The organism is Microbacterium faecale, from assembly GCF_014640975.1.
Lineage (GTDB): Bacteria > Actinomycetota > Actinomycetes > Actinomycetales > Microbacteriaceae > Microbacterium > Microbacterium faecale.
Genome location: NZ_BMHO01000001.1, coordinates 649,217 through 675,270 on the forward strand (window position 1 = coordinate 649,217; position 26,054 = coordinate 675,270).

General features: G+C 68.6%; 25 protein-coding genes. 16 read left to right on the top strand and 9 right to left on the bottom strand.

What is annotated here, in order from left to right:
- Positions 1–93: 93 nt before the first annotated feature.
- The 5 genes from IEW87_RS02960 to IEW87_RS02980 form a co-directional block, all read right to left on the bottom strand.
- Positions 94–681, bottom strand: a complete 588-nt coding sequence (locus tag IEW87_RS02960; protein WP_188710811.1) for a PadR family transcriptional regulator — start codon at positions 679–681, stop codon at positions 94–96.
- A gap of 58 nt (positions 682–739) precedes the next feature.
- Positions 740–2,149, bottom strand: a complete 1,410-nt coding sequence (gene ligM, locus IEW87_RS02965) for a vanillate/3-O-methylgallate O-demethylase (protein ID WP_188710812.1) — start codon at positions 2,147–2,149, stop codon at positions 740–742.
- 31 nt (positions 2,150–2,180) lie between these two features.
- Complete coding sequence (gene purU, locus IEW87_RS02970; RefSeq protein WP_188710813.1) at positions 2,181–3,062, bottom strand: formyltetrahydrofolate deformylase; 882 nt, start codon at positions 3,060–3,062, stop codon at positions 2,181–2,183.
- Entirely contained in the window at positions 3,059–3,907 is an 849-nt protein-coding gene (locus IEW87_RS02975; RefSeq protein WP_229730877.1) for a methylenetetrahydrofolate reductase, read from the bottom strand. Before IEW87_RS02975 ends, purU begins: the two co-directional genes overlap by 4 nt.
- A 131-nt stretch (positions 3,908–4,038) precedes the next feature.
- Positions 4,039–5,412, bottom strand: a complete 1,374-nt coding sequence (locus IEW87_RS02980; protein WP_229730879.1) for an aminomethyl transferase family protein — start codon at positions 5,410–5,412, stop codon at positions 4,039–4,041.
- A 116-nt stretch (positions 5,413–5,528) separates the two neighbouring features.
- Here IEW87_RS02980 and IEW87_RS02985 point away from each other — a divergent pair, with 116 nt between their 5' ends.
- The 11 genes from IEW87_RS02985 (at position 5,529) to IEW87_RS03035 (ending at position 16,207) form a co-directional block, all read left to right on the top strand.
- The gene (locus IEW87_RS02985; RefSeq protein ID WP_229731168.1) at positions 5,529–6,467 is read left to right on the top strand and encodes a LysR substrate-binding domain-containing protein; all 939 of its coding nucleotides are present in this window, start codon (positions 5,529–5,531) and stop codon (positions 6,465–6,467) included.
- A 121-nt stretch (positions 6,468–6,588) separates the two neighbouring features.
- Entirely contained in the window at positions 6,589–7,560 is a 972-nt protein-coding gene (locus tag IEW87_RS02990; protein ID WP_188710815.1) for an AraC-like ligand-binding domain-containing protein, read from the top strand.
- A 143-nt stretch (positions 7,561–7,703) separates the two neighbouring features.
- On the top strand, positions 7,704–8,132 hold the full coding sequence (locus tag IEW87_RS02995; protein ID WP_229730881.1) for a carboxymuconolactone decarboxylase family protein: 429 nt from the start codon (positions 7,704–7,706) through the stop codon (positions 8,130–8,132).
- Between the two features lie 28 nt (positions 8,133–8,160).
- Positions 8,161–9,042 carry an NAD(P)-dependent oxidoreductase gene (locus IEW87_RS03000; RefSeq protein WP_188710816.1) on the top strand — a complete coding sequence of 294 codons (882 nt, stop codon included), beginning with the start codon at positions 8,161–8,163 and terminating at the stop codon, positions 9,040–9,042.
- A gap of 4 nt (positions 9,043–9,046) precedes the next feature.
- The gene (locus IEW87_RS03005; protein WP_188710817.1) at positions 9,047–9,577 is read left to right on the top strand and encodes a TRAP transporter small permease; all 531 of its coding nucleotides are present in this window, start codon (positions 9,047–9,049) and stop codon (positions 9,575–9,577) included.
- A 2-nt stretch (positions 9,578–9,579) separates the two neighbouring features.
- A complete protein-coding gene (locus IEW87_RS03010; protein WP_188710818.1) occupies positions 9,580–10,980 on the top strand; it encodes a TRAP transporter large permease in 1,401 nt (466 codons plus the stop codon).
- A gap of 122 nt (positions 10,981–11,102) precedes the next feature.
- A complete protein-coding gene (locus tag IEW87_RS03015; RefSeq protein WP_188710819.1) occupies positions 11,103–12,245 on the top strand; it encodes a TRAP transporter substrate-binding protein in 1,143 nt (380 codons plus the stop codon).
- Positions 12,246–12,262: 17 nt separating this feature from the next.
- The gene (locus IEW87_RS03020) at positions 12,263–13,666 is read left to right on the top strand and encodes an aldehyde dehydrogenase family protein (RefSeq protein WP_188710820.1); all 1,404 of its coding nucleotides are present in this window, start codon (positions 12,263–12,265) and stop codon (positions 13,664–13,666) included.
- Positions 13,667–13,670: 4 nt separating this feature from the next.
- Positions 13,671–14,591 carry a fumarylacetoacetate hydrolase family protein gene (locus tag IEW87_RS03025; RefSeq protein WP_188710821.1) on the top strand — a complete coding sequence of 307 codons (921 nt, stop codon included), beginning with the start codon at positions 13,671–13,673 and terminating at the stop codon, positions 14,589–14,591.
- A 34-nt stretch (positions 14,592–14,625) separates the two neighbouring features.
- On the top strand, positions 14,626–15,621 hold the full coding sequence (locus tag IEW87_RS03030; RefSeq protein WP_188710822.1) for a VOC family protein: 996 nt from the start codon (positions 14,626–14,628) through the stop codon (positions 15,619–15,621).
- On the top strand, positions 15,614–16,207 hold the full coding sequence (locus tag IEW87_RS03035) for a carboxymuconolactone decarboxylase family protein (RefSeq protein ID WP_188710823.1): 594 nt from the start codon (positions 15,614–15,616) through the stop codon (positions 16,205–16,207). The genes IEW87_RS03030 and IEW87_RS03035 overlap by 8 nt, the downstream gene beginning before the upstream one ends.
- 77 nt (positions 16,208–16,284) lie before the next feature.
- Here the strand turns inward: IEW87_RS03035 and IEW87_RS03040 are convergent, their stop codons facing one another.
- On the bottom strand, positions 16,285–18,264 hold the full coding sequence (locus IEW87_RS03040; protein WP_229730882.1) for a tannase/feruloyl esterase family alpha/beta hydrolase: 1,980 nt from the start codon (positions 18,262–18,264) through the stop codon (positions 16,285–16,287).
- A 155-nt stretch (positions 18,265–18,419) separates the two neighbouring features.
- On the opposite strand from IEW87_RS03040, the gene IEW87_RS03045 reads away from it, so the two are divergent.
- From IEW87_RS03045 to IEW87_RS03065, 5 genes are read left to right on the top strand one after another with little or no spacing between them, the layout of a single operon-like run.
- Positions 18,420–19,421, top strand: coding sequence for an ABC transporter substrate-binding protein (locus IEW87_RS03045; protein ID WP_188710825.1), 1,002 nt, complete (start codon positions 18,420–18,422; stop codon positions 19,419–19,421).
- Positions 19,422–19,424: 3 nt separating this feature from the next.
- Positions 19,425–20,261 (top strand): ABC transporter permease, encoded by an 837-nt coding sequence (locus IEW87_RS03050; RefSeq protein WP_188710826.1) that lies wholly within the window; start codon positions 19,425–19,427, stop codon positions 20,259–20,261.
- Positions 20,261–21,037 carry an ABC transporter permease gene (locus IEW87_RS03055; protein ID WP_188710827.1) on the top strand — a complete coding sequence of 259 codons (777 nt, stop codon included), beginning with the start codon at positions 20,261–20,263 and terminating at the stop codon, positions 21,035–21,037. The genes IEW87_RS03050 and IEW87_RS03055 overlap by 1 nt, the downstream gene beginning before the upstream one ends.
- Positions 21,027–21,884, top strand: a complete 858-nt coding sequence (locus IEW87_RS03060) for an ABC transporter ATP-binding protein (protein ID WP_188710828.1) — start codon at positions 21,027–21,029, stop codon at positions 21,882–21,884. Before IEW87_RS03055 ends, IEW87_RS03060 begins: the two co-directional genes overlap by 11 nt.
- Positions 21,885–21,903: 19 nt before the next feature.
- A complete protein-coding gene (locus IEW87_RS03065) occupies positions 21,904–23,088 on the top strand; it encodes a Bcr/CflA family efflux MFS transporter (protein WP_188710829.1) in 1,185 nt (394 codons plus the stop codon).
- Between the two features lie 61 nt (positions 23,089–23,149).
- On the opposite strand, the gene IEW87_RS03070 is transcribed toward IEW87_RS03065, so the two are convergent.
- The 3 genes from IEW87_RS03070 to IEW87_RS03080 all read right to left on the bottom strand — a co-directional run bounded on the left by IEW87_RS03070 (position 23,150) and on the right by IEW87_RS03080 (position 26,034).
- On the bottom strand, positions 23,150–23,776 hold the full coding sequence (locus IEW87_RS03070; protein WP_188710830.1) for a magnetosome magnetite crystal formation protein family: 627 nt from the start codon (positions 23,774–23,776) through the stop codon (positions 23,150–23,152).
- Between the two features lie 107 nt (positions 23,777–23,883).
- On the bottom strand, positions 23,884–25,479 hold the full coding sequence (gene menE, locus IEW87_RS03075; protein WP_188710831.1) for an o-succinylbenzoate--CoA ligase: 1,596 nt from the start codon (positions 25,477–25,479) through the stop codon (positions 23,884–23,886).
- A gap of 90 nt (positions 25,480–25,569) precedes the next feature.
- Complete coding sequence (locus tag IEW87_RS03080) at positions 25,570–26,034, bottom strand: MaoC family dehydratase (protein WP_188710832.1); 465 nt, start codon at positions 26,032–26,034, stop codon at positions 25,570–25,572.
- Positions 26,035–26,054: the final 20 nt, after the last annotated feature.

A 26,054-nucleotide genomic window follows, 5' to 3' on the forward strand; every position in this document is an offset into this window, starting at 1 on the left:
CGCCGGCCACTCGTTCGTGTGACGCAAACGACCCTTCGTTCGGCCGGGAAGGGTCGTTTGCGTCACACGAACGGTCGGCGCGGGTACTCGGGGTCAGGCGGGGTAGTCGAGATCGTCGAGCAGGCGCAGACCGCGCTCAGCCCAGGCGATCTCGGCACGGGCGCGGTCGACGAGGTTCTCGTAGCCGAGCCGCTTGAAGGCAACGACACGATCCTGGTCGTCCGGCTCGGTCGCGCCGAGGCGCTTCATCAGCGCGGGGTTGGACCGCGCGTCGATCCGTTCGAGTTCGGCGTCCCACTGCGCGAGCTCTCCCTGCCAATGGGCGATGTGCTCGGAGAGGAACGTGCGCGCGGCCGCCGGCTCTGCGGCCTCGAGATAGGCGGCCTTGAGTGAGGCCGGCTCGCGCACGCGCGCGTAGGTCAGGGGACCATTGAGCCAGCCTCGGTAGTCGTTCTCGCCAGCGGGGGTGACGTGATAGACGCGCCGCGTCGCACGGGTGCCGCGCACCTGCGACTCGCCTTCGATGAGACCGGCGGCTTCCATCTTGCGCAGCTCGGGGTAGATCTGGCTGTCCGGCGCGTGCCAGAGGTAACCGACGGACGTGTCGAACTGCTTCTGCAGGTCGTACCCCGAGGTCGCGCCGACGCGGAGGAGCGCGAGGAGGGCGTATCGGAGACTCATGCGATGACCTTCGTAAGAGACGGGGCCCGAGCTTGCGCTCGGGCCCCGTCGGGAGAAATCAGTCCGTGTATCCGGTACGCCATCCACCCTGGTAGGTCTCGCGCGCGACCGACGAGAACGGCACCGGGCTGACGACAGCGCGGACCTCGATCTGGTCGTGCTTCTCAACCGACGCCTTCGACGTTCCGCCGCCGGGCTCGCCCCAGACGACCTTGACCTCGGCGCCCTCGGGGACATCCGGGTTCACGGTCGCGAGCGACAGGCCGCGACGCTCGTTCGAGCTGTAGCCGGTGAACATCGAGAAGCCGACGTTGTTGCCGTCAGCGTCAACGACCGAGTCGTAGTTCGCCGAGCCGTAGTTCGCGAGAGGCAGGTCGAAGAACTTGTAGTTCGGGCCGTCGACGTCGAACAGCGAACCGAAGATCTTCGTGAGGTCCTCGGCGTTCCACTCGAGCGTGACCTTGCGACGCTGCGTTGCCGGGTCGATCTTCTCGAGCGCGTCGCGTCCGATGAAGTCGTGGTCGAACTTCACGAAGGATCCGTATCCGAGCTCCCACGGCGTGAGGTAGTAGTCGGAGATGTCGTCCGACACGAAGGATCCGGCGAGCGTGCCCGTCGCCTCGTAACCGTCGGCCGGCAGCCAGCTGCGGTACGCGGCCTCCTCGGCACCCGAGTAGATCGCGGGGAGCGGGGAGGGGATCCAGCCCGACTCGAGCGTGTTCGACGGGTACGCACGCGAACCCACCGGCACGAGACCGAACTCGGCGCCCGCCTCCACGATCGTGTCGCGGATCAGGTCGTGGTCCTCGTACGGGCCCCAGATCTCGAGACCGGGAGCGCCGGCCATGCCGTGACGCAGCGTGCGCACGTTCTTGCCGGCGATCGTCATGGTCGACATGTTGAAGAACCGCAGCTGCTCGAGCGGGCCGCCGTTGACCTTCTCGATGACGTCCCAGGCGCGCGGGCCCTGGATCTGGAAGCGGTAGTACTGGCGCGACACGGCGTGGCCGTAGGGCCGCGACGGCGAGCGGCGGTCGACCTCGACGTCCAGGTTCGAGTATCCGCCGGTCTCACCGTGGTACATGAGCCAGTTCGACGCGGGTGAACGTCCGACGTAGACGTACTCTTCCTCGGCCTCACGGAAGAGGATGCCGTCGCCGATGACGTGGCCCGAGGCCGTCGTCGGCACGTACTGCTTGGCCTTGTTCACCGCGAAGTTCGCGACCGAGTTGATCGCGGTGTCGCTGATGAGCTTGATGGCGTCGGATCCCTTGAGGAACACGTTGTCCATGTGGTGCGACTGGTCGTAGAGGACGGCCGTCTCGCGCCACGCGCGCTGTTCCTTGATCCAGTTCTGGAAGTCGGCGGGAACGACCGGGTAGATATACGAGCCGATCTGCGAATTACGCAGCATGTCGACGGCATTGCCTGCCTGGTCAAGCGCCTGCTGGAGATTCTGAGGTGCCACGGTGAACCTTTCTCTGTACGTGGTGGAGGGTTTAGGTGTTGAAGACGATGGTGTGATTGCCGTGCCGGATGATGCGGTCCTGCGCGTGCCAAAGCACGGCGCGAGACAGCACGGCCCGCTCAACGTCGGCGCCGCGGGCCTGAAGGTCCGCCGCGGTCTCGGCGTGCGTGACGCGCACGACATCCTGCTCGATGATGGGGCCCTCATCGAGCTCCTCGGTGACGTAGTGCGCGGTGGCGCCGATGAGCTTCACGCCCCGTTCCTTCGCCTTGCGGTACGGCCCGGCGCCGATGAACGCCGGCAGGAAGGAGTGGTGGATGTTGATGACCGGCACGCCGATCTTCTCGAGGAAGTCGTTCGAGATGACCTGCATGTAGCGCGCCAGCACGACGAAGTCGACGTTGCCCTTGAGCAGCCCGAGGATCTCGGCCTCGGATTGCGACTTGTCGGACCCCGACTGCGACGGCACGTGGAAGAACGGCACGCCGAAGGTGCGCACGTCATCGGCCACATCGGTGTGGTTCGAGATCGTCATCGGAATCGTGACCGGCAGCTCGCCGCGACGGTGACGCCACAGCAGGTCGAGCAGGCAGTGGTCGCTCTTCGATGCGAGCACGGCCATCCGCAGCGGGAGGGAGAGGTCACGCAGCCGCCATTCGAGGCCCATCGGCTTGACGGTCTCGTCGAGGTCGGCGCGGATGTCCGGGAGTGCCGCGACGAGGTCGGGCCGGTGGAACACGATGCGCTGGAAGAAGTCGCCGCCCGACGGGCCGGTCGAGTGCTGATCGAGCGCGATGATGTTCCCGCCGCGACGCGCCACGAGCGAGGCGATCTCGTTCACGATGCCGGCCTGGTCCGGACCGTGGACGATCAGGCTGGCGTGATCGACAAGGTGCGGGATCGGTGCGGTCATGACGCATCCTTTCGGAACTTCTGCGCCCACTCGGCCGTCGCCAGCAGGCCACCGAACGTGTAGAGGTGGATGCCGACGTCCCCGGCTGCGGGGTCGTCCTCGACGAGGGCGCCGAGCTCGTTCACGAAGCGGTCCGGTCCGGCGGTGCCCATGAGGTTGGTCAGCGAGAAACCGTACTTCTTGACGATCATCGCGTTCGCGCCGACGCCGAATCGGCGGGCGAACGCGAGCAGTCGCTTGATGCCAGCCGGGCCGGGAACACCGATGCGCAGCGGCGCGTCGATGCCGCGCTGACGCACCTCGCGGATCCACGAGATGACGGGATCCGTGTCGAAGCCGAACTGCGTCAGCACGACGCGGTCGAGGTCCTGCTCCTTGAGCGCGGTCGACTTTCGCTCGAGGTGGTCCCAGAGGTCGGCGTCCGAGATGTCCGGGTGGCCCTCGGGGTATCCCGCGATCGAGACCTCCTTGACGCCGAACTCCGGAAGCCGTCCCGACTGGATCACGTCGAGCGCGCTCGCGTACGGACCCATCGGGGTCTCGGGGTCGCCGCCGACGCAGAAGATGTTCTCGATGGCGTCGACCTCGCGCAGCGCGGAGAGGAACTCCTCGAGCTGTCCGGGGGACGCGATGCGGCGCGCCGAGATGTGCGCGACCGGAGTGAATCCGGCCTGCTTCACGGCCTTGGCCGCGGCGATGCGCATCTCGAGATCCTCGTTGCCGAGGAAGGTCACGTTGATCCGCGTTCCTGCGGGGAGGGCGTGCTGGGCCTCGAGCAGTCCGGGCACATCCTTGCCCGTCATCTCGAGGGAGTAGTCGTCGATGAGGTTGATACCGGCGTTCACGGGTGATCCTTTCGAATCGGTGCGCGTCGTCGCGCGTCGAGTTACAGAGTACCTATATGCATAGGTAAAGGGAAGAGGGAAAATCGCGCCCGCCTCGACAGTGGCGAGACGGGCGCGATCTGAGGGGCGGATTAGTCCGCGCGGTAGCTCGTGCGCGCCTTCGTGGTGAGGGGCGCGGGCTGCACCGTGGCGCGGATCTTCACCTGCACGTGGTCCTCGACCTGCAGCTTGGAGGACGGCGTGTCCTCGCCCCAGATGACCGTCACCTCGGTGCCCGGCTCAGCGAGCTCCGGCTCGACGACCGCGAGCGACAGGATCGCCCGCTCGTTCGCGGAGTAGCCGGTCCACGTCGACTGGCCGACGACGCGTCCGCCTGATTCGACGCGATCCGCGTGGAAGGTGTCGTAGAGCGACATCGGCAGGTTGAAGTACTTCGCACCGGGACCCGGGCGGTACATCGAACCGACGGCGTCGGCGACGTCGTCACCGTTCCACACGAGCGTGACCTTGCGACGCGTGTCCGTGCGGCCCTCGTCGACGGCCTTCTCGAGCGCTTCGCGCCCGATGAAGTCGTGGTCGAACGAGACGATGCGACCGTAGTCGAGCTCGAACGGCGTGACGTAGTAGTCCTCGATGTTGTCGGAGTGGAAGCTGCCACCGAGCGGGGAGATCGTCTCGTACGCGTTCTCCCCCAGCCACTTGCGGTAGGGCGCGAGACGTTCATCCGTGTAGATCGCGGGAAGCGGCCGCGGGAGCCAACCCGACTCGAGCGCGTTGGTGTGGTACGCGCGGCCGCCGACCTGGATCATGTCGTGCTTCGCGCCGGCCTCAAGGAGCGCCGCGTGAACGGCGGCCTGGTCCTCCCACGGGCCCCACATCTCGAAGCCGGGCTCGCCGGCCATGCCGTGACGCAGTGCGCGGACTTCCTTGCCGCCGATCGTGAAGCGCGTCATGTGGAAGAACTTCAGCTTCGGCGGCTCCTCGCCGGTGGCCTCGCGGATGACGTCCATCGCGCCGGGGCCCTGCACCTGGTAGCGGTAGCAGACCGGGTCGCCCTGGCGGACGAGCGAGTTGTCGTCGCGCCAGATGCGCACGTCGTATCCGCCCGTGACCGCGTGGTAGTGCATCCAGTTGATCGACGGCGGGATGCCGACGGCCTGGTACTCGTCCTCTTCGAGGTGGAAGAGGATGTTGTCGCCGATCACGTAACCGTCGTGGTTGACGGCGACGAACTGCTTCGCCATGTCGACGGGGAAGTTCTCCACGCTGTTGATCGCAAGGTCGCGGATGAGCTTGAGCGCGTCGGGGCCCTTGATGTTGAGGTCCGCCATGTGGTGCGACTGGTCGTAAAGCACCGCGGTGCGACGCCACGCGAGCTGTTCGTCGCGCCAGTTCGAGAACTCCTGCACCACGCGCGGCACGACGGCCGGCGGAGTCTGCGACTCCCACAGCAGCTTGACGGGGCTGCCAGCTTCGGCGATCGCCTCTTCCAGGTTCTGAGCCATGATTCCTCCTCGAATCTCGGCGGGGCACGCTCGCCTCGCCCACCCCAGTGTTGACGGATCCGGGTTCGTATGTAAAACATGAGTTAGCTACGTAACACCACAGGAGAACTTGGTTGATGGACATTCCCTTCACATTCCGACAGCTCGAGTACTTCAGCGCGATCGCGAGCGAGGGCACGCTCTCGCGCGCGGCCGAGCGGTGCCACGTGAGCGCGTCCGCCCTCGCGCTGGCGATCGATGAACTCGAACGCCACCTTTCGCTCCAACTGCTCGTGCGCCGCAAGGGGCACGGGGTGACGCTGACGCCAGCCGGATCCCGCGTGCTCTCGCTCGCCCGGCATCTGCTCACCGGTGCCGAGGCGCTCGCGAGCGATGCCTGGCAGGCATCGACGAGCGTCACCGGCACCCTCCGGCTCGGCTGCTTCTCGACGCTCGCGCCGTTCATTCTGCCGCCGATCCTGCAGGAGTTCGGTCGGCGTCATCCCGACCTCGAGCTCGACTACGTCGAAGCGAGCGCACCGCAGTTGAATGACATGCTCCTGCAGGGGCGCATCGATGCGGCGCTGCTCTACAGCGTCGACGTGTCGGCGCAGCTCGCCTTCGACACGGTGCAGGAGCATTCGCCGCACGTGATCGTCGCGGCCGAGCACCCGGCCGCGCGCCGGGGCAGCGTGCACCTCGGCGAGCTGCTGTCGGATCCTCTCGTGCTCCTCGACGTCGCGCCCGCCCGGCAGAATACCGAGCAGATCTTCGGCGGCCTCGGGCTGCGCCCGGTGATCGGACACACGACGACGAGCTTCGAGCTCGCGCGCTGCCTCGTCGGCCGCGGCGAGGGCTACTCCATCCTGTTTCAGCACCCGGCCTCGGACGTGACGTACGACGGCCACGTCGTCACGCCCCTGCGGATCGCCGACAGCGTGCCGGCAACCGTCACCGGTCTCGCCCGCCCCGCGGGCGCCCCGCGCACCGCCCGATACCGTGCGCTGCACGACTTCCTGAGCGGGTGGGCGCGCTCGCGGCCCCTCCCCGGTGGGGTCGAGGTCGCGACGAGCTGACATGGCACCCGAGTTCTCCTGTGGTGATACGTCGCCTGGTCATGTTTTACAGATGAGGCGAAGCAACCGAGACTGAGGGGGACGGCGCGCGAGGGCTGCGCCGAGATTCGAGGGCGAATCGATGTTTGAGCACGATGCGACGACAGCACAGCGGATCGAGACCGGGACCGCCCACTCGATCCATGAATGGCGGGCGATCGCGGGCAACCGCTTCGTGCCCCTCCGGGTGCGCACGCGCACCGCCGCCGACACCTTCGAGGGGATGCTCCGCTTCCGTGAGGTCGACCGGGTGAGCATCGGCGAGATCACGGCGAACACCCACACGGTGGAGCGTACGTCCGATCTCATCTCGCGGCGCGAGCAGCAGCACTTCAAGCTGAGCCTGCAGCTCGATGGCACCGGCTACGTCGCCCAGGACGGCCGCGACGCGTTCCTGCGTCCGGGCGACATCGCCATCTACGACACCGGCCGCCCCTACACGCTCGACTTCACCGACGACACGCGCTGCCTCGTCATGGCGTTCCCGACCGACGCCTTCGAGATCCCGCGCGCACTGATCCGCCGAATCACCGCGGTGCGGCTCGCGGGCGACGAGGGAGTCGGCTCGGTGATCTCGCCGTTCATGCAGCACATGGCCGAGAACCTCGACCTGCTTGACGGCGTGCACGGCGACCGGATCACGCGCAGCTCGCTCGACCTGCTCACGACGCTCGTGTACGCGGAGCTCGCGGGCGGCGATCTCGAGGAGGGCGCGTCCCGTCAGGCCGAGATGCGCACCTTCACGACCTTCATCGAGGAGAACCTCAGCGACCCCGACCTGTCGGCCGCGTCGATCGCGCGGGAGCACTTCGTGTCGGTCCGGCACCTCCAGTACCGCTTCCAGGACGAGGACCTCACCGTCTCCGGGTATATCCGTGCGCGGCGCCTCGAGCACTGCCGCCGCGATCTGAGCGATCCGTCGCTCGCCCGGCAGTCGGTCTCGCAGATCGCGCAGCGGTGGGGATTCGCCGACGCCAGCCACTTCAGCAAGATCTTTAAGGGGCGGTTCGATGTGTCGCCGCGCGAATATCGCGGGCTGCACGTCTCGCCGTAGCCGACGAGTCTGCACCGGCGCCGCAGGCCCGTGCGCGAGATCACAAGAGGTCCCGCTCGGCGACGGGCAGACTCGGCCATGCGGGCGGAACTCAGCCCGTCATACGCGACGACGGATCGAAGGCGATCCGGTGGGAGGAACACGTGGTCATCCGCGACGACGCACACGATGTGGGACTTGAGCAGCGCCGGAAGATGTTCGGCGTCGCCGGCGCCGAAGACCAGGTGCACCACACGACCGATCTGAACGACAAGATGCAGGACTTCGTCACGCGCAGCTGCTTCGGCGACTTCTGGCAGCGTGACGGCCTCACGGTTCCGGAGCGCAGCAAGATCACCGTCGCGATGCTCATCGCGCTCGGCCGAGCGCACGAGCTGCGGATCCACGTCAACGGCGCGCTCGAGAACGGGATCACCCCGCTTGAGCTTCGCGAGATCGCGCTGCACGCGATCCTCTACTGCGGGATCCCCGCAGCCAACGACGGACTTCGGGCGATCCAGGAGGTGCTCACCGAACGCGGCGTGAGCCTCGACATCGACGGAGAGGCCGCGCGCACCGCGCAGACGGCCTGATCGAGCAGTCAGAGACGGAAGGCGAGACATGACGGACGACACCTTGGACGTCGGATTCATCGGGCTCGGCACGATGGGCGGCCCGATGTCGCGGAACATCGCCCGCGGCGGGTTCCCGCTGCGGGTCCACGACATCGACGCGGAGCTCACGGCGGCGACGGCGGAGCGGATCGGCGCCGTGAGCGCGGTCGCCAGCGCCGACCTCGCGCCGTGCGACGTCGTCGTGCTGATGCTCCCGACGAGCGCGCTCGTCCGCGCGGCCCTGCTCGACGGCGACGAGCTTCGGATCCCCTTCCGCGAGGGGACCGTGATCGTCGACATGAGCTCGTCGGATCCGACCGAGACGGTCGAGACCGGACGGATGCTCGCCGCACACGGGATCCGCATGGTCGACGCGCCCGTGTCGGGCGCCCGAGAGCGGGCCGAGGCAGCGACGCTCGCCATCATGCTCGGCACCGACGACGATGCAGCGGCAGAGACCGCCATCCCGGTCATCGAGACGATGAGCCGCAGCATCTACCGCACCGGCGGGCTCGGCACGGGGCACGCGATGAAGGCCCTCAACAACTTCGTCGCCGGCGCCGCGTTCGCGGCCTCCGCCGAAGCACTCATCGCGGGCGAGCGATTCGGCCTCGACCCGCAGGTCATGGTCGACATCTTCAACGACTCCACGGGGCAGACGTTCTCGAGCAGCCACGTGCTCGGCCCGCACGTCGTCGACCGGAAGTTCGCGAGCGGGTTCGCGCTGCCGCTGCTGACGAAGGACGTGCGCATCGCGCAGAAGCTCGGACGGTCGGTCGACCACGCCGCGCCCATCTGCGACGCGGTGACCGCCGCGTTCGAGGGGGCGCTCGACGACCTCGGCGCCGTCGATCACACGCGAGCGTACGAATTCTGGGAGAAGAGCTGAGCCGATGGAGCGCTTCGTCACCGCCCTGAGCCGCGTGTTCGGCGTGATCGCCGCCGGCGCGCTCGTCGTGCTGATGGTCGCCATCGTTGTCGACGTGGTCGCGCGGCAGGTCGGTGGCGGGAGCGTGCCGTCGATGGTCGAGATCGCCGAGTCCGCGCTTGTCGTGTCCATCTTCCTCGGCCTCTCGTGGGCGCTCGTGACGGGCGCTCACGTGGCCGTCACGCTGGTCATGGATCGACTGGGCGAGACTCTGAATCGCGTCGTGGGGATCGCCGTGTGGATCCTCTGTTCGCTCGTGACTCTCTGGCTCGTGTTCGCGACGGGGCAGCGCGCGCTGTCGTCGACAGAGCGGGGCGAGACGCGGATGGGACTGGTGATGTGGCCACTGTGGCCCCTGCGCTGGGTGATCGTGATCGGCTTCGCCGCGCTCGCGCTGGCGTGCGTCGTGAATGTCGTGCGGGTCTCGACCCGGCGCCTCCCGATGGGATCCACTGACGACCCCGAGAGCGGCGTCGCGCACGCCGGAGCGGAGTGACCATGCAGATCTGGCAGGTGGTCGTCCTCACGATCCTCCTCATGCTCGTCCTGCTTGCGACGCGAATGCCCGTCGCGTTCAGCCTCGGCGCCGCCGGCGGTGTCGGACTCGTGTTGCTGCAGGGCACCGACTACGCAACACGCACGCTCGGATCCGTTCCGTTCTCTACGACCGCGACCTTCACTCTCACGATCATCCCGATGTTCGTGCTGATGGGCATGCTCGCCGTGCGTGCCAACATCGCCGAGAACGTTTTCGCCGTCGCACACCACTTCGTCCGGCGGGCTCCGGGCGGACTCGGCGTCGCCACGGTCATGGCCTGTGCCGGCTTCTCGGCGGTGTCCGGGTCCAGCATCGGCACCGCGGCGACGATGGCGAAGCTCTCGGTCGAGCAGATGCGGCAGAAGGGGTATCCACCCGCGCTCGCGACCGGCATCGTCGCGGTCGCCGGGACTCTCGGCGTGATGATCCCGCCAAGTACTTTCCTCGTGCTGTATGCCGTCATGGCGAGCGAGTCGGTCGCGCAGATGCTCGCCGCCGGCATCGTGCCCGGCCTGTTGTCCGCGCTCGGCTACGTCGTCTACATCATGGTGGCCGGTCAGCGACAGGTCAGTCGCGACCACGAGGACCTCGATGGAGCGATCGGCGAGGCGCGCAGCGAGTTGCAGGACAAGAAGATCGTCGGCCGTCAGCGCGCCGCCTCTGACACCGTCACCGCGTCGCGTCCGCGCGTCCGGTCGCTGCCGTGGCGCGGCGTCGCACACGTGGCGATCCTGTTCCTCATCGTCATCGGTGGCATGTACACCGGGCTATTCACGTCGACCGAGTCGGCCGCGATCGGTGCCCTCGCCGCGCTCGTGATCCTCGCGGTCGAGAATCGACGGCAGGGGCTCCGCGCGACGATCAGACATTTCCGGGATGCGCTGCTCGATACCGCCCAGGCGACCTCGATGGTGTTCTTCGTCGTCATCGGATCCGCGATCCTGTCGACGTTCTTTGTCGCCGCGGGCGTGACCCAGGCGATCACCGAGTGGGTCGGCGAGCTGCCGCTGCCGCCGCTCGCGGTGATGGCGATCCTGCTGGTCTGCCTCGTGCCGCTCGGCATGTTCCTCGAGTCGATGTCGATCCTCATCATCACGGTGCCGATCCTCGTGCCGATCGCCGCCGAGTTCGGCTTCAGCGGCATCTGGCTCGGGATCATGATCGTGAAGTTCATCGAGATCGGCATGGTGACCCCGCCCGTCGGCATCCTGACGTTCGTCGTCTCCGGGGCGACGGGGGTCAAGCCCGAGACCGTGTTCCGCGGCGTCATGCCGCTCCTCGGCATCGAGGCAGTCACGACGACCCTGCTGTTGCTGTTCCCCGCCCTGACGCTGTTCCTGCCCTCCCTCGTCGCCGTCTGACGCGGGTGTGCGCCAGCGCACCAGACCCGTTCGCCCACGTACTAACCCCGCCGACCATGGCAGGCGAGACTGTCAGAGATCGACCCGCCACCTCGGCACACCCTCAACGGAGAGGATCCTCGATGTCACGCTCACGTTTTACTCGCAGGGCCGCGCTCGCCGCGGGATCGGCAGCCGCGATGCTGCTCGTCGCCGGCTGTTCGGGAGTCGTCGCGGACGATGACGGCGATGGCGGAGGCTCTGCCGGCGCGGAGGTCGAGCTCACGCTCGTGACCTCCGCGATCGACGGCACCCCCAACGCCGCGGTGCAGGACGCCTACCTCGACCTTGTCGAGGAGCGCAGCGACGGCCGGATCTCGTTCGAACGCACCGAGGCGTACTCGCTGTGCAACGCGCAGGAGATCGTCGACTGCGTGCGCGACGGGCGCGCCGACATCGGCGTCACCATCCCGGACTACACGCCGCAGTACTTCCCGTCGACGAGCGTCGTCAGCATCCCCTTCATCGGGCAGAACTGGCAGGCGATCATGCAGTCGCTGTACGACCTGCACGTCGATAACGCCGACGCGAAGGCGATGATGGACAGCAACGGGCTGCACCACCTGAGCACCTGGCCCGTCGGCCGCGCGCTGATCGGATCGCCCACGGAGGTCACGGAACCGTCGGATCTCGAGGGCCTGTCGTTGCGCGTCTCGGGTCCGCTCGGCCAGCAGCTGTTCGAGGACGCGGGGGCGAACATCGTCGCTCTCCCGGCGAACGAGGCCTACGAGGGAGTCGAACGCGGTGTCGTCGACGGCGTAGCCGCGGGCATGGACTTCCCCGTCAACTACAAGCTCATGGAGTTGCTGCCGCACTGGACGGACCCCGGGATCGGTGAGTACTCGTCGTTCGGCATGTGGCTCTCCGCTGACGCCTACGACGGCCTGCCCGACGACCTGAAGACGATCGTCGACGACGCCGCCGCGGAGCTCAGCTCGGGTCTCGGCGCGGAGGCGTTCAACGGCACCGCCGCCGACCAGTGCCCACAGATGCTCGAGGCGAGCACGGTCGAGAACCTCGGCCAGTGGGACGAGTCCGTCACCGAGCAGTGGCGCGACGAGACGGGCGACGCGCTTCTCGACGCCTGGGTCGACCTCGCGACCGATCAGGGCCTCGACAACGCGCAGGGCGTGCTCGACGACTACCTCGCGGGCCTGGACGAGTACGCCGACGCCGAGGTCGATGACGCGACACTCTCCTGCGTCGAACAGTTCGCGAATCGATGAGAGAAGGAGACGAGACGATGACGACCAACGCACTTCTCGATGCCATCACGGCGCCGAGCGGATCCGGACGTCCGGTCGCAGATGCGGCCACCGACGAGGTCTTCGGGCACGCGCCAGAGCACACGACGGCGGATCTCGACGCGGCCCTGGCAGCCGCGCGCCGCGCGCAACCGGCGTGGGCCGCGCTCGGCCACGAGGAGCGCGCGCGGATCCTGAACGCCGCCGCCGACGAGGTCGAGGCGCACGCCGAGGAACTCGCCGACATCATCGCGCGCGAGCAGGGCAAGCCGCTTAACGGTGCCGGGGCGCGCTTCGAGGCGGGCGGCTGCGCCGTCTGGATCCGCACGGCGGCCGACACCCCGCTCGAAGACGAGGTCCTGTTCGAGGCGGAGGGCACGCGTTCGGTGCTGCGCTACGAGCCGCTCGGCGTCGTGGCCGCCATCAACCCATGGAACTGGCCGGCGCTCATCGCGATCTGGCAGATCGCGCCATCGTTGCGCATGGGGAACACCGTCGTCGCGAAGCCGAGCGAGTACACGCCGCTGAGCGTGCTCGCCGTGATCGAGCTGATGAACCGTCACCTGCCCGAGGGCGTGTTGACCGGGGTCGCGGGCGGACGCGACGTCGGAGCGGCGATCTCGGCTCACCCCGAGGTCGACAAGGTGATGTTCACCGGATCGACGGCGACGGGACGCCGCATCGTCGAGAGCTCGGCGGACAACCTCGCGCGCCTGACGCTCGAGCTGGGCGGTAACGACCCGGGGATCGTGCTGCCGGGCGCCGACCCGGCCGCGATCGCCGAGGGGCTGTTCTGGGGAGCGTTCATCAATACGGGCCAGACGTGCGCGGCCCTCAAGCGGCTCTACGTGCACGACTCGATCTACGACGACGTCGTCACGGCGCTCGCCGGCATCGCGGAGAGCATGCCGCTCGGCGCGGGCACCAGCGAAGAGAGCGCGCTCGGCCCGCTCACGACCGATCAGCAGTTCGGCATCGTCTCGCGCCTCGTCGACGACGCGCGGCAGCGCGGCGCGCGCATCGTCACGGGCGGGGAGCCCGCGACGGAGCTCGGCCCGCGGTTCTATCGCGCGACGATCGTGGCGGACATCGACGACGACGCCCCGCTCGTGGCGGAGGAGCAGTTCGGCCCGGTGCTGCCGGTGCTGCGCTACAGCGACGTCGACGACGCGATCGCGCGGGCGAACTCGTCGGAGCAGGGGCTCGGCGCATCGCTCTGGGGCAACCCTGACGAGGCGTTCGCGCTGGCAGGCCGAATCGAATCCGGAACCGTCTGGATCAACCAGCACGGCACGCTCAACCCCGTCGTCCCGTTCGGCGGCACGAAGGCGTCCGGCTACGGTCTCGAGTTCGGCTCCCACGGCCTGAAGGCCGTCGGGGCGCCGAAGGTCATCACGGTCTGATGCCATGAGACTCGGAATGATCGAGATCGACGGCGCCGCTGCCCTCGTCGTGCGGGTGTCCGACGACGAGGCGGCGATCGTCGACGGCGTGGCGTCGCTCGACCACGTCTTCCTCGGCGGCGAACCCGACCTCGAAGAAGCGGCCGCGGTCGCGCTCGAACGGGGCCGCCGCGTCTCGCTTGAGGGAGCGCACTGGCTGCCGCCCGTGCGGCGCCCGCCAAAGATCCTGTGCGTCGCGCTGAACAACAGCGCGAACCCCGACCGGATCCTGTCCGGGCCCGACACCCCGGCGATGTTCGTGAAGCCATCGTCCTCGCTCGTGGGATCGGGGCGCCCCATCCGCCTGCGAGAAGAGATGGGGCGGGTGCACCCCGAACCCGAGCTCGCCGTCGTGATCGGCCGATCCGGATCCGAGATCCCTGTCGCCGATGCGTACGAGCACGTGTTCGGCTACACGATCATGAACGATCTCACCTCGCCGACGATGCGCGGCGAGGACACGTTCCACTACCGCGCGATCCACCCGGATCCTGACGCGGCTGACGGCATCCGGTACGTCGAGAGCTGGGTCAGCTACCCCGCGCGCTACAAGGGGACCGACACCTTCGGTCCGCTCGGGCCGTGGGTCGCGACCCGCGACGAGATCCCGGATCCGCACGCCCTGCGCATCACGTGCAGCCACGACGGGGCGCTCGTCACGGAGGACAACACCGCGAACCTGCGGTTCAGCGTGGCCGAGGTGGTCTCCTTCGCGTCGCAGTACATGACGCTCGAGGCGGGCGACGTGATCGCGATGGGCACGGCGCTGAAGCGTTCGGCGAAGGGCGGAGCCGTGCAGAACGTCGACCTGACCCGGCTCGGCGGGGTGGTCGAGGTGGCGATCGAGGGGATCGGGACGCTCTCGAACCCCGTCGAACATCGATGACCCGCCGACCGATCCGACGCGAGGAGACGCGTACATGACACGCCACCAGCTGTCCCACCTCGGGATTCACGGCATCCTCACCCCGACCCCAGATGAGACGATCCGGTACTTCCACGACCTGCTCGGCATGGACGTGGTCGCGACCCGCGGCGACAGCACCTACCTGCGCAGCTTCAACACCTACGAGGCGTGGACGCTCAAGGTGACAGCGTCGGATCGCGCCGGGCTCGACTACGTCGGCTGGCGTACGGACGGCGAGGAGGAGCTCGCCCAGCGGGTCGCCTGGCTCACAGACGCCGGCATCGAGGGGCGGTGGGTCGACCCCGACGAGGGGATCGGCCCCGCCTACGCGTTCGAGGATCCCGACGGGCACGAGTTCCGCATCTACTGGGAGACGGAGCGGTACGTCCCGTCGGAGGCGACGCGTCCCGTGATCCCGACGAACGTGCAGGCGTACGTGGGGCGCGGCGCGAACGTGAAGCACCTCGACCACGTGAACCTGCTCGCGCGCGACGTACGGGCATGCCGCGAGTTCTGGGAGGACGGGTTCGGACTTCGCACGTACGAGACGATCCTCATGCCGGACGGTCAGCGTGAGGCCGGCGCGTGGATGAGCAGTTCGATCCAGGGCCACGAGCTCATCTACACCGCCGAGAAGACGGTGGGCCGCGCGCGCCTGCACCACTTCGCCTACGCGGTCGAGAGCCGCGAGGAAGTGCTGCGTGCCGCGGACATCATGGCTGACGCGCGCGTGCGCATCGAGGCTGGCCCCTCGAAGCACACCGCGATCCAGGGCTTCTACCTCTACACGATCGAACCGGGCGGCAATCGCATCGAGGTCGCCCACGGCGGCTATCTGCGCTTCGCGCCCGACCAGGAGACCTTCGTGTGGACCGCCGAAGAGTGGGGCAAGAAGCCCGGCTGGGGAGCTCCGCCGCCGCCCGAGTTCCACGTCTACGGCACGCCCGTCGTCGAGGAGCTCGCCGACGATGCGGCGCGCGTGCCGACCCTCGGCCCGGACGATGTCTGACGCGGAGCGCTTCACCTCGCCGCACCCGGAGGAGCTCGACGCGGCCCGGCGTGAGGTCTACGACGCGATCGTGAACGGACCGCGTGCCGCCGAAACCTCGCGCACGCCGACCACCGACGCCGACGGCGCGCTGCTCGGACCGTTCGCCACGATGCTGCTCGCCCCGGGGACGGGGATGGCGGTCCAGCGCCTCGGCGGCGCGATCCGTTTCGCCGGGACGCTGTCGGCCGCCGCGCGCGAGGCCGCGATCCTCGCCGTGGCCGCGGCGGAGCGCAGCGACTTCGAGTGGTTCGCCCACGAGCAGGCGGCGGTCGCGGCCGGCGTCGCTCCGGATGACGTCGCGGCGATTCGCGGCGGCGGCGAACCGGCGGATCCGGCGCTCGCCGCAGTCTGCCGCGCGACGCGCGCCCTGCACGCGGACGGCGCGCTCGACGATGCGGCGTTTGCCGAGACGGTCGACGTCGTCGGGCGCGAGGGGCTCGCCGAGCTCGTCTGGCTCACCGGCTACTACGCGATGCTCGCGACGTCGTTGCGCGTGTTCGACCCGCCGGTGCCGCCGGCCGCGCGCGGCATCTTCGCCGACTGACCCGCACGACGAAGCGCCCGCCTCGATCTCTCGAGACGGGCGCTTCGTCATGCCGCGACGGATGCCCGGCGTTCGCCCTAGCCGGCGCCGTGCGAACGGATCCGTCGGCTCGCGATCACGATTCCGCCCGCGACGAGGAGCGCGAGGCCCGTGCCGACCAGGGCCGGCACGGTGTCGCCGCCGGTCGGCGACAGCTCGTCGGGCTCGTCCGGCTGCGTCGTCGGCTCCGGCGAGGGCTCATCGGGAGCGGGCGTCGGGCCCGGGGTCTGCTCGGGCTCGGGCGTCTGCTCCGGTTCTGGGGTCTCTTCCGGTTCCGGCGTGGGCTCAGGCTCGGGGGCGGGCTCCGGCTCGGGCGTTCCTTCGGCGCTCGCGGCGCACGTGAAGCTCGACGCGACCTCGGGGTCACCCTCGGTGTAGGTTGCGACGGTCGGGTACGGGCAGAGCGGACGCGTGCGGTCCGCGGCCCAGTCGGCCGGCACCTCGGCGTTCTCGCCGCCGGGGTTGCCGGCGCCGCGGGCGGACGCGACGAGCGTATCGGGGGCCTGGCCGTTCTCGACCCAGTCGATGAGCGCGCCGAGTCCGTCGAACTGATCCGTCGCGGCGCCGCCGCTGACGTGCGCCATTCCGGCCACCTCGAAGTAGCGCACGAAGTCGTTCGCGTCGGCGTACGCCTCCGAGACGCGGTCGTACCAGGCGGCCGTGTCGTCGGGACTGAACACGCCATCGGCGGCGCCGTGAACGACGATCATCTTGCTGCCGGTGTCACGCAGCACGTCGAGGTTCGTCTCGTCCGGAGGAGTCATGAACTCCATCGCGCTCTCGCCGGCGATGGACTCCTCCCAGATCCCGGCGGCCTTCTCATCGATGTCGGCGCCGAGCGCATAGCCGGGCAGGTCGGCGAGGATCTCCGGCGATTCGGGCTGCGGCGAGAAGACGAAGCCGACCGCCATCGGATCGAGCATCATGCTGGCGTCGAGCTTCCACCCGGCCCAGCCATCGTTCGCGATGCCCGCATCCCACGGGAACGAGGTGTAGATCGCTTCGCCACCCGACGTGACCGCGCCTGCCATGACGCGATCCAGGACCGCGATCGTCTCTTCCGGGAGACAGTTCTCAGTCGCGCCGCCGACGCACGACGGGATGTCACGCGGCGCCTCGAAGATCTCTGCGCAGCGGTCCGCATCCTGCACCATGCCGTCGGCGAGCCCGTCGACGGCATCGCAGCGGTCGAGCACCGCCGTCGCGATGGTCTCGCGGTGCGCGTCGGTCAGCGCCGAGCGCAGGTCGCCTGCGGTCTCGGCCACCTCGTTCCACTGCTGGGCGCCCCAGATCTGCGCGACCGCCGCCTGCGGGAGGTGGAATCCGGGCGCGACAGGCAGGAACCCGTCGTAGAGGTCGGCGTATCGAGTCGCGGCGACCATCGTGTGGCGGCCGCCGTTGGATCCGCCCGCAATGTAGGACGTGTCCGGCCCGCGGTCGTAGGCGGCCGCGATCAGGTCCTTGGCCATCGGGGTCAGCGTGCCGACGGCCTGGTAGCCGTAGTCGAGACGCGCCTGCGGGTCGAGGCCGAACAACGGATTCTGGTCCGGCCCGTGGCCCGCGTCGGAGCTGAGGACCGCAAAGCCCATCTGCAGTCCGTTCTCGAGCTGGCCGCCGGTGATCGCTCCGAACGCAGGCACGACGTTGCCGTCCATGCCGCCATTCGCCTGGTACAGGAAGCGTCCCGCCCAGTCGGTCGGCAGCCGCATCTCGAAACCGATCGCGTAGGTCTGCCCGTCGACGTCGCTCAGGCGCTCGTTCATGCGCCCGGTCACGAGGCAGTGCTCGCCGACCGCGGCCCCCGCGTTCTCGAACTCGCCCGCGGGGACGAGCTCAGCAGCATCGATGGTGGTGCTCTCGAACGAGAAGTCGACCAGCCCATCGCACTGCGTGAGGGTGCCGGGTGCCGCCGGATCGACCTGTGCGGCGGGGGGAGCAGCGGCGGCCGCCGCCGAGCCTCCCAGGATGAGGGCGAGAGCGGCTCCGAGTGCCGCCGCGCCGTGGAGAGTTTTCGACACGTGATCCTCCTCATTGAGGTGCGCGCCAAAATCGTTATCGGCGCTGCGTAACATCCTGGCCACTTACGTTGACATTCGCAATAGTTGTGATGTCTACTAAACGGACCCAGCACCCGCGCCGCCCGGCGCCCTCAGTCACGAAGGAGTTGCTGAGCATGATCACTCGCACCCGAATCACCACCGTCGGCGTCATCGCCGCCGCCGGTCTGCTCCTCGCATCCTGCAGTTCTGGATCCCCGAGCGGCGGATCCGAAGGCGGTGCCGCCGAGGGCGGCGCCGGCACAGAGGAACTCACCCCCATCACCGTCGGCCTTCTCACGATCGCCCCGGCCGCGGCCGTCCAGTACGGCGTCGACCAGGGGATCTTCGAGGAGCACGGCATCGACCTCACGGTCGAGACCGCGCAGGGTGGCGCCGCCATGCTGCCCTCCGTCTCCACAGGCGCCTACGACTTCGGCGTCGGCAACCCGCTGTCCGTGCTCACCGCCGCGACGCAGGACATCGACATGCGCATCGTGTCCGGCTACTCGTTCTCGCTCGAGGAGGGTGACGACATCAACGCCGTCGTCACGCGCACCGAGGACGGCATCGAGTCGTGGAGCGACCTCGAGGGGCTGACGGTCGCGACGAACGCGATCAAGACCCAGGGCGACCTGACGATCAACGAGGCCGTCGAGCTCGATGGCGGCGACCCCAGCAGCGTCGAGTACGTCGAGATCCCGTTCCCTGACGCCCTCCCGCAGTTGGAGGCCGGCAACGCCGACGCCGTCTGGATCCCCGAGCCGTTCCTCTCGCAGGCGCTCGCCGACCCGGACACCTACTCGGTGCTCGGCTACCCGAACCAGGCTGCGCTCCCGGGCGTGCCGACGATGGTGACGTTCTCCTCCGGAGCGGTCGTCGACGGCGAGCCCGAGAAGCTCGAGCTGTGGCGCGAGGCGCTCGCCGCCACCCTCGATGCGGCGAACGAGGACCGCGAGGGTTACAACGCCACGATCGAGTCGTTCACGGGAATGCCCGCGGAGGTCGTCGAGGGCATCGGGCTCGAGCGCTTGACGGCGGATCTCGATCCGCAGGTCATCACCGACCTCAGCGCGATGGCCGCGAAGTGGGGCTTCATCGAGTCGGAGCCCGACCTCGACGTTGTGATCGCGCCCTAACCTATGGCCGCGCCCGACACCGTCACGCGGGTCGTCGCGGTCGCAGAGCGACGCAGCAGGCGACGGAGGCTCCGCCCCCGCCGCCTGCTGCTCGGTCTCGCCGGCATCGTGACGTTCCTCGCCATCTGGGAGATCGTCTCCCGGACGAGCCTGCTGAACCCGACGTACTTCCCACCCGCCACGAGCGTCGCCTCGACCCTCGTCACGAACGCGACGCTGACCGGCTTCTGGAGCGCCGTGGGCGTCACGGTCGGTACGTGGGGGCTCGGCATGCTTGTTGCGTTCGCGCTCGCGGCCCCCCTCGGCATCGTGATCGGGCTGTCCTCGTTCCTCACGCGGCTGACCCGCTCGACCGTCGAGTTCCTGCGCCCGATCCCGTCGGTCGGTCTCATTCCGCTCGCGGTGCTCGCGCTCAGCGTTCCGCTGCAGCAGAGCCTGCTCATCGTCGTGTACGGCGCGTTCTGGCAGATCTTCGTCCAGGTGCTCTACGGCGTCGCCGACGTCGACACCGTCGCGATGTCGACTGCCCGCAGTTACGGCTTCAGCTGGTGGCAGCGCGTCCGCGACGTGGTGTTCCCGACGATGCTGCCGTACCTCATGACGGGAGTGCGCCTGGCAGCCGCCGTGGCACTGATCCTCACGGTCACGATCGAACTCGTCGTCGGCACGTCCCAGGGTCTCGGCTACGAGATCGGTCAGTCGCGCAATGCGGCGCTGTACGAATCGACGTACGCCCTCGTGCTGTTCACCGGGCTGCTTGGCGTCGCGATCAACCTCGCCGTGCGGTTCACCGAGAAGCGTGTGCTGTCGTGGCACCAGTCGGTGAGGGAGGACGCCTGATGCGTAAGATCCTGTCTCCGATCGGCTTCGCGCTGGGTCTGCCGATCGTCCTGATCGTGATCTGGTACGTCGCCACGCTCGGCGCGACCAACCCGTTCGTGCCCAAGCCCGTCGAGCTCGTGCAGGAGTTCGGCGCGGTCTGGTTCGGCGACCGCTTCGTGGGCGACGTCGTCCCGAGCCTCTGGCGGTTCGCTGCCGGGACGACGATCGCGATCGTGCTCGGCATCGTCCTCGGCATCGCTGTCGGGCTCAACCGCGGACTGCGCGCGTTCACCGAACCCGTGTTCGAGTTCTTCCGCGCGCTGCCGCCGCCCGTGCTCATCCCGATTCTCGCCCTCGTGCTCGGCCGTACCGATGGCATGCGCATCTCGGTGATCGTGCTCGGCGCGGTCTGGCCCGTGTTGCTCAACACCATCGAGGGCGTCCGCGCCACCGACTCCGTGCAGACGGAGACCAGCCGTTCCTACGGGATCCGCGGCTGGAACCGCGTGCGCTTCCAAGTGATCCCCTCGGCGATGCCGCAGATCATCGCCGGTGTACGCCAGAGCCTGCCGGTCGGCATCATCCTCATGGTGATCAGCGAGATGCTCTATGCCACCGCCGGACTCGGATACTCCATTACCCAGTTCCAGCGTCAGTTCGCCGTGCCCGAGATGTGGTCCGGCATCCTCATGCTGGGACTCATCGGCTATGCGGTGTCGATGCTGTTCAAACTCGTTGAGAGCCGCGTACTGCGCTGGTATCACGGACTGAAGGACCTGGAAAATGCCTCCTGAGAACACAACCCCGACCGTCGGCCGCGGACGGACGCTTCCGCCCGAGCAGACGCTGCTGTCCGTGCGCGGGCTGCAGAAGATCTACGAAACCGACGACGGCGGCATCGAGGCCGTACGCGACCTGACGTTCGACCTCGGTCGCAACGAACTGACGTGCCTCGTCGGGCCGAGCGGATCCGGTAAGACGACGCTGCTGAAGTGCATCGCGGGACTGCTCGAGCCGACGAGCGGCGAGGTCGTGCTCGACGGCAAGCGCGTCGTCGGCCCGCCGAAGAAGATGGCCGTCGTCTTCCAGGAGTACGGCCGGTCGCTGTTCCCGTGGCTGAGGGTCGCCGACAACGTCGAGCTCCCGCTGCGGAACGCGGGCGTGCCGAAGGCCGAACGCCGCGAGCGCGTGGCGACGGCCCTCGAGAGCGTGGGGCTCGCCCACGCGGGTCGCCAGTATCCGTGGCAGCTCTCGGGCGGAATGCAGCAGCGCGTCGCGATCGCGCGCGCCCTCGCGTACGAGCCCGAGGTCCTCCTGATGGACGAACCGTTCGCGGCGGTCGACGCGCAGACGCGTGCCGACCTCGAGGACCTCGTCCGATCGATTCGTGAGCGGCTCGGCGTGACGATCCTGTTCGTCACGCACGACATCGACGAGTCGGTCTATCTCGCCTCGCGCGTCGTGATCCTCTCGTCCTCGCCGACGGTGATCCAGGAAGACATCGAGATCGACCTGCCCGACGAGCGCGACCAGCTCGAGACACGCGCGCTGCCGAGGTTCACCGAGCTTCGTCACCACGTCTACGAGCAGATCCAGCTCGCCAAGGAAGGCTTCCGACCTGATGAGGCGCATGTGCGCTGATCGTGCGAACACTCCGACATTGACCCCAGGGCTCCTCGCGGCCCTGGGGTTCGTCGGGATGGCGGGATCGCTCGCGACAGACCTGTACCTGCCGTCCTTCCCGAGTCTGCAGTCCGACTTCGGTGTGACCGCGGCGGTCGTGCAGCTCACCCTCACCGCCTTCCTTGTCGGCGCGGCGGCCGGCCAGCTCGTCGTCGGCACAGTCTCCGATGCGCTCGGCCGACGACGGACGCTCCTCGTCGCGCTGGCGCTGTATGCGGTCGCCGGATTCGCCTCCGCCCTTGTCGGATCCATCGAGGCCGTCATCGCACTGCGCTTCGCGCAGGGCCTCTTCGGAGCCGCGGGCGCGGCGCTCGCGCGAGCGATCGTGACGGACCTCGCCGACCGCGCTCAGGCCGCACGCGGCATCAGCATCGTCGTCGCGATGATGGGCATCGGACCGATCCTCGGCACGCCCATCGGAGCGCTGCTGGCCGAATGGGGAGGATGGCGCCTGGCGCTTGCGGGACTCGCGACGATCGCGACCGCGATGACGGTCGTCACGGCGCTCGCCATCCCCGAGTCGCTCCCGCCCGAACGCCGTCATCCCGCCCGGATCGGACGGCTGCTCGGAAACCTCGCGCACCTGGCGCGCGACGCGCCCTTCGTCGGATATGCAACGTCATACGCGTTCACCTACGGCGCGTTCATCATCTACATCGGGTCGTCGTCGTTCATCGTGCAGAACCTCTTCGGCCAGACGCCCGTGACATACGCGCTCGCCTTCGCCGCGGGATCCGCGTCCTTCGTGATGGGGGCGCTCGCGAGCGGCCGCCTCGCGACCCGCATCGGCGTCGGGCCCGCACAGCGGATCGCGCAGCTCGCCGCCGTGGCCGCCGCAATCGTGCTGCTGTGCCTGATCCTCACAGCCACGCTCACGTTCGCCCTGTGGATTCCGCTGACGTGCGTGTTCGCGGCGGGCATCGCGGGCGGCATGTCGAGCTCGACCGCGCGGGCACTCGGGCGCACCCGCACCGCGGCGGGTGCCGGATCCGCCGGCCTCGGTCTGCAGCAGTACGTTGTCGGCGCCCTCGCGACGCCGATCGGTGGCCTGTGGGGCGATGACACGGCGCTGCCGGCGGTGTGCGGCATGATCGGCGGCCTCCTCATCGCTCTCGCGGCGGCGGCGTTCGGCGGATTCCGCGAGGCGCGCGAAGCCGCCTGAGACACGACGATGCCCCCGGACGGATCCGGGGGCATCGTTCAGGTCGTTGCGTCGTGCGCGGTTACTTGACCCACGACGGCGTGACCATGAAGGTTGCGTACTGCCCGGTCTGAACCTGCGGCGGAACCTTCACGGCGTGCATGATGGCGATCACGAGACCGGCGATCGCGACGCCGATGTACAGCAGCTGGCCGAGGATGGGGATCCAGATGATCAGCAGCGCCGCGACCATCGCGATCGTACGGATGAGCTGGAAGTTCAGGTTGTCCGCTACGGCCTTGCGCGTGGCGGGGTCGACCTTGTCCTTCTCGATCAGGAAGAAGATCAGCGCCGGCAGCCACGCGAAGAACACGCTGAGCCACAGGTTGAGCTGCAGGTTCGAGTTGTCCGCGGGAGGCCCGTATGCCGGCTGCTGGTATCCGCCCTGCGGCTGCTGTGGATAGCCGTGCGGAGGCTGCTGCGGGTAGCCCTGGGGTGGCTGCTGCTGCTGCGGGTAGCCCTGGGGCGGCTGCTGCGGGTAGCCCTGCGGGGGCTGCTGCTGCGGCGCCGGGGGAGGCGTCGGCTGGCTCTGCGGCTGCTGAGGGGGCTGCGGAGGGGTCGGCTGCTGCTGGCCCTGCGGCTGCTGCGGCGGCACGGCGCCCGGTGCGCCCTCGGCGCCCTGCTGCGGGTCCGTCGGGTTGTCCGTCATGGCTCATCCTGTCTGTCTGTGTGGAGTGAACGCCTCGGTCGCCCGCGGCATTCACTCTAAGAATGCCAGGTCCATGCCGTCGGCGCGAGGAGGGCGCGGCTTCTGCCTCAGCCGCGGCCGCGCTTCGGCGTGCGGATCGTCTCCGTTTTCCACGGCTCCTGCGTCCCCGCCTCGCGGGTGGGGCGCACGGATCCCGTGAAGCGCGCGCGCAGGTCCGCCTTGCGGATCTTGCCCGACGCCGTGCGCGGGAACTCATCGATGACGCGCGTGGTGCGCGGGATCTTGTACCGCGCGATCCGGCCGTCGAGATGTGTGACGAGCTCCTCGCTCGAGAGCGCGTCGCCTTCGCGCAGCGAGACGATCGCCCACGGCACTTCGCCCCACCTCTCGTCGGGTACGCCGATGACCGCGACGCCCGTGACGCCGTCGATGTCGGCAATGAGGTTCTCGATCTCGGCGGGGTAGATGTTCTCGCCGCCCGAGATGATCATGTCCTTCAGGCGATCGGCGATGAACAGGAACCCGTCGTCATCGAGATAGCCCATGTCGCCGGAACGGAACCAGCCGCCGGGGCGGAACGACTCCGCCGTCTTGTCCGGCAGCCCGTGGTAGCCGGCGAAGACGTTCGGGCCCTGGATCTCGATCTCGCCGATGGTGCCGCGCGGCACCACCTGTCCGTCCTCGTTCGTGATCCGGATGTTCGTGAACGTGTGCGGGAGGCCGACGCTGCCCTGCTTCTCGCGCGTCCACTGCGGCGGAAGGTAGGAGGCGCCCGGCGAGGTCTCGGTCATGCCGTACCCCTGCGAGAACGCGAGCCCGCGCTCCTCGTAGGCGTCGAGGATCCGCGTGGGCACGGCGGATCCGCCGCACGTGAGCCGCCGCAGCGTCGACAGATCGGTCTCGGACCACTTCTCGTGGTCGGCGAGCAGCTGGTAGGTCGTGGGCACGCCGCTGAGCGAGGTGATCCCGTGGCGGCCGATCAGGTCGAGCGCACGACCCGCGTCGAAGCCCTTCTCGAGCACGATGGTGCCGCCGACGAGCACGAGCGGCAGCGCACCCATGCCGAGCGCGGCGACGTGGAAGAGCGGTGAGATGAGCAGGCCGGTGTCGGCGTCGGAGAAGCCGTAGTCGATGACGGCGTTGAACGACACGTAGGTGAGGTTCTCGTGGCTGAGGACGGCGCCCTTGGGGCGGCCCGTCGTGCCGGAGGTGTAGATGATCGCGGCGGGCTCCTCGAGCGCCATGGTCTCGGCCACCCGTCCGCCGCGCGAGAGGGTCATGAGCTTTGGGAGCGTCTCGCCGGTCTCTCCCGCCGTCGGGATCACGTGCGCGACGCCGGCCGCCTCGATGCCCGGTGCTGCGCGCTCGGCGAATTCCTCGTCGTGGATGAGGGCCCGCGCGCTGCTGTCGGTGAGCACGTGAGTGATCTCGGGCGGCGCGAGCCGCGTGTTGACGGGGACGAACACCGCGCCGATCTGCGTGCACGCGAAAAGCGTGAAGAGGAACTCGGGGCTGTTCTCACCGAGGTACGCCACGCGATCGCCGCGCGAGATGTCGCGCACGTGCAGCACTTCGGCGATCTGGTCGACCGCGTCGGCGAACTGCCGGTAGGTGAACGTGCGCTCGCCGAACACGAGCGCGAGCTTGTCGGGCTGCTTCAGGCGCCGCTTCGAGGTCCAGGCGCCGATGCCGTGGTTGAACATTCGTGAACGTCCTCGTTCGTATCGTGAGGGTCGCCAGAGATTGCGGGCGGAGTGCCTCCGCCATCGCAATCTCTGGCGACACGGGAGTGATTACGCGTAGAAGCGGTACAGGCTGCGCGTGATGACGGCCGGACGCTCGGATCCCTCGACCTCGAACGTGTGGTCGACCGCGAGCTGGTAGCCGTTGCCCTTGACCTCGGTGACCTCGGCGATGACGGCGTTCATGCGCACCTTCGCGCCGACGGCGACGGGGGAGACGAAGCGCACCTTGTCGAGGCCGTAGTTGACCTTGGTCTTCACGCCCTCGACGTCGCACAGGTCGCTCCAGAACTTCGTCGCGAGCGACAGCGACAGGAAGCCGTGCGCGATCGGGCCGCCGAAGGGGCTCTCGGCCGTCGCGCGCTCGGGCTCGACGTGGATCCACTGGTGGTCGTCGACGGCGTCGGCAAACGTGTTCACGCGGTCCTGCGTGATCTCGAACCAGTCGGTGAAGCCCAGGTCGCGGCCCTCGAGCGAGGTGATCTCGGCGTATGGGACGACGGTCTGCGTGGTCATATGCGGTCCTTCCGTGGCGG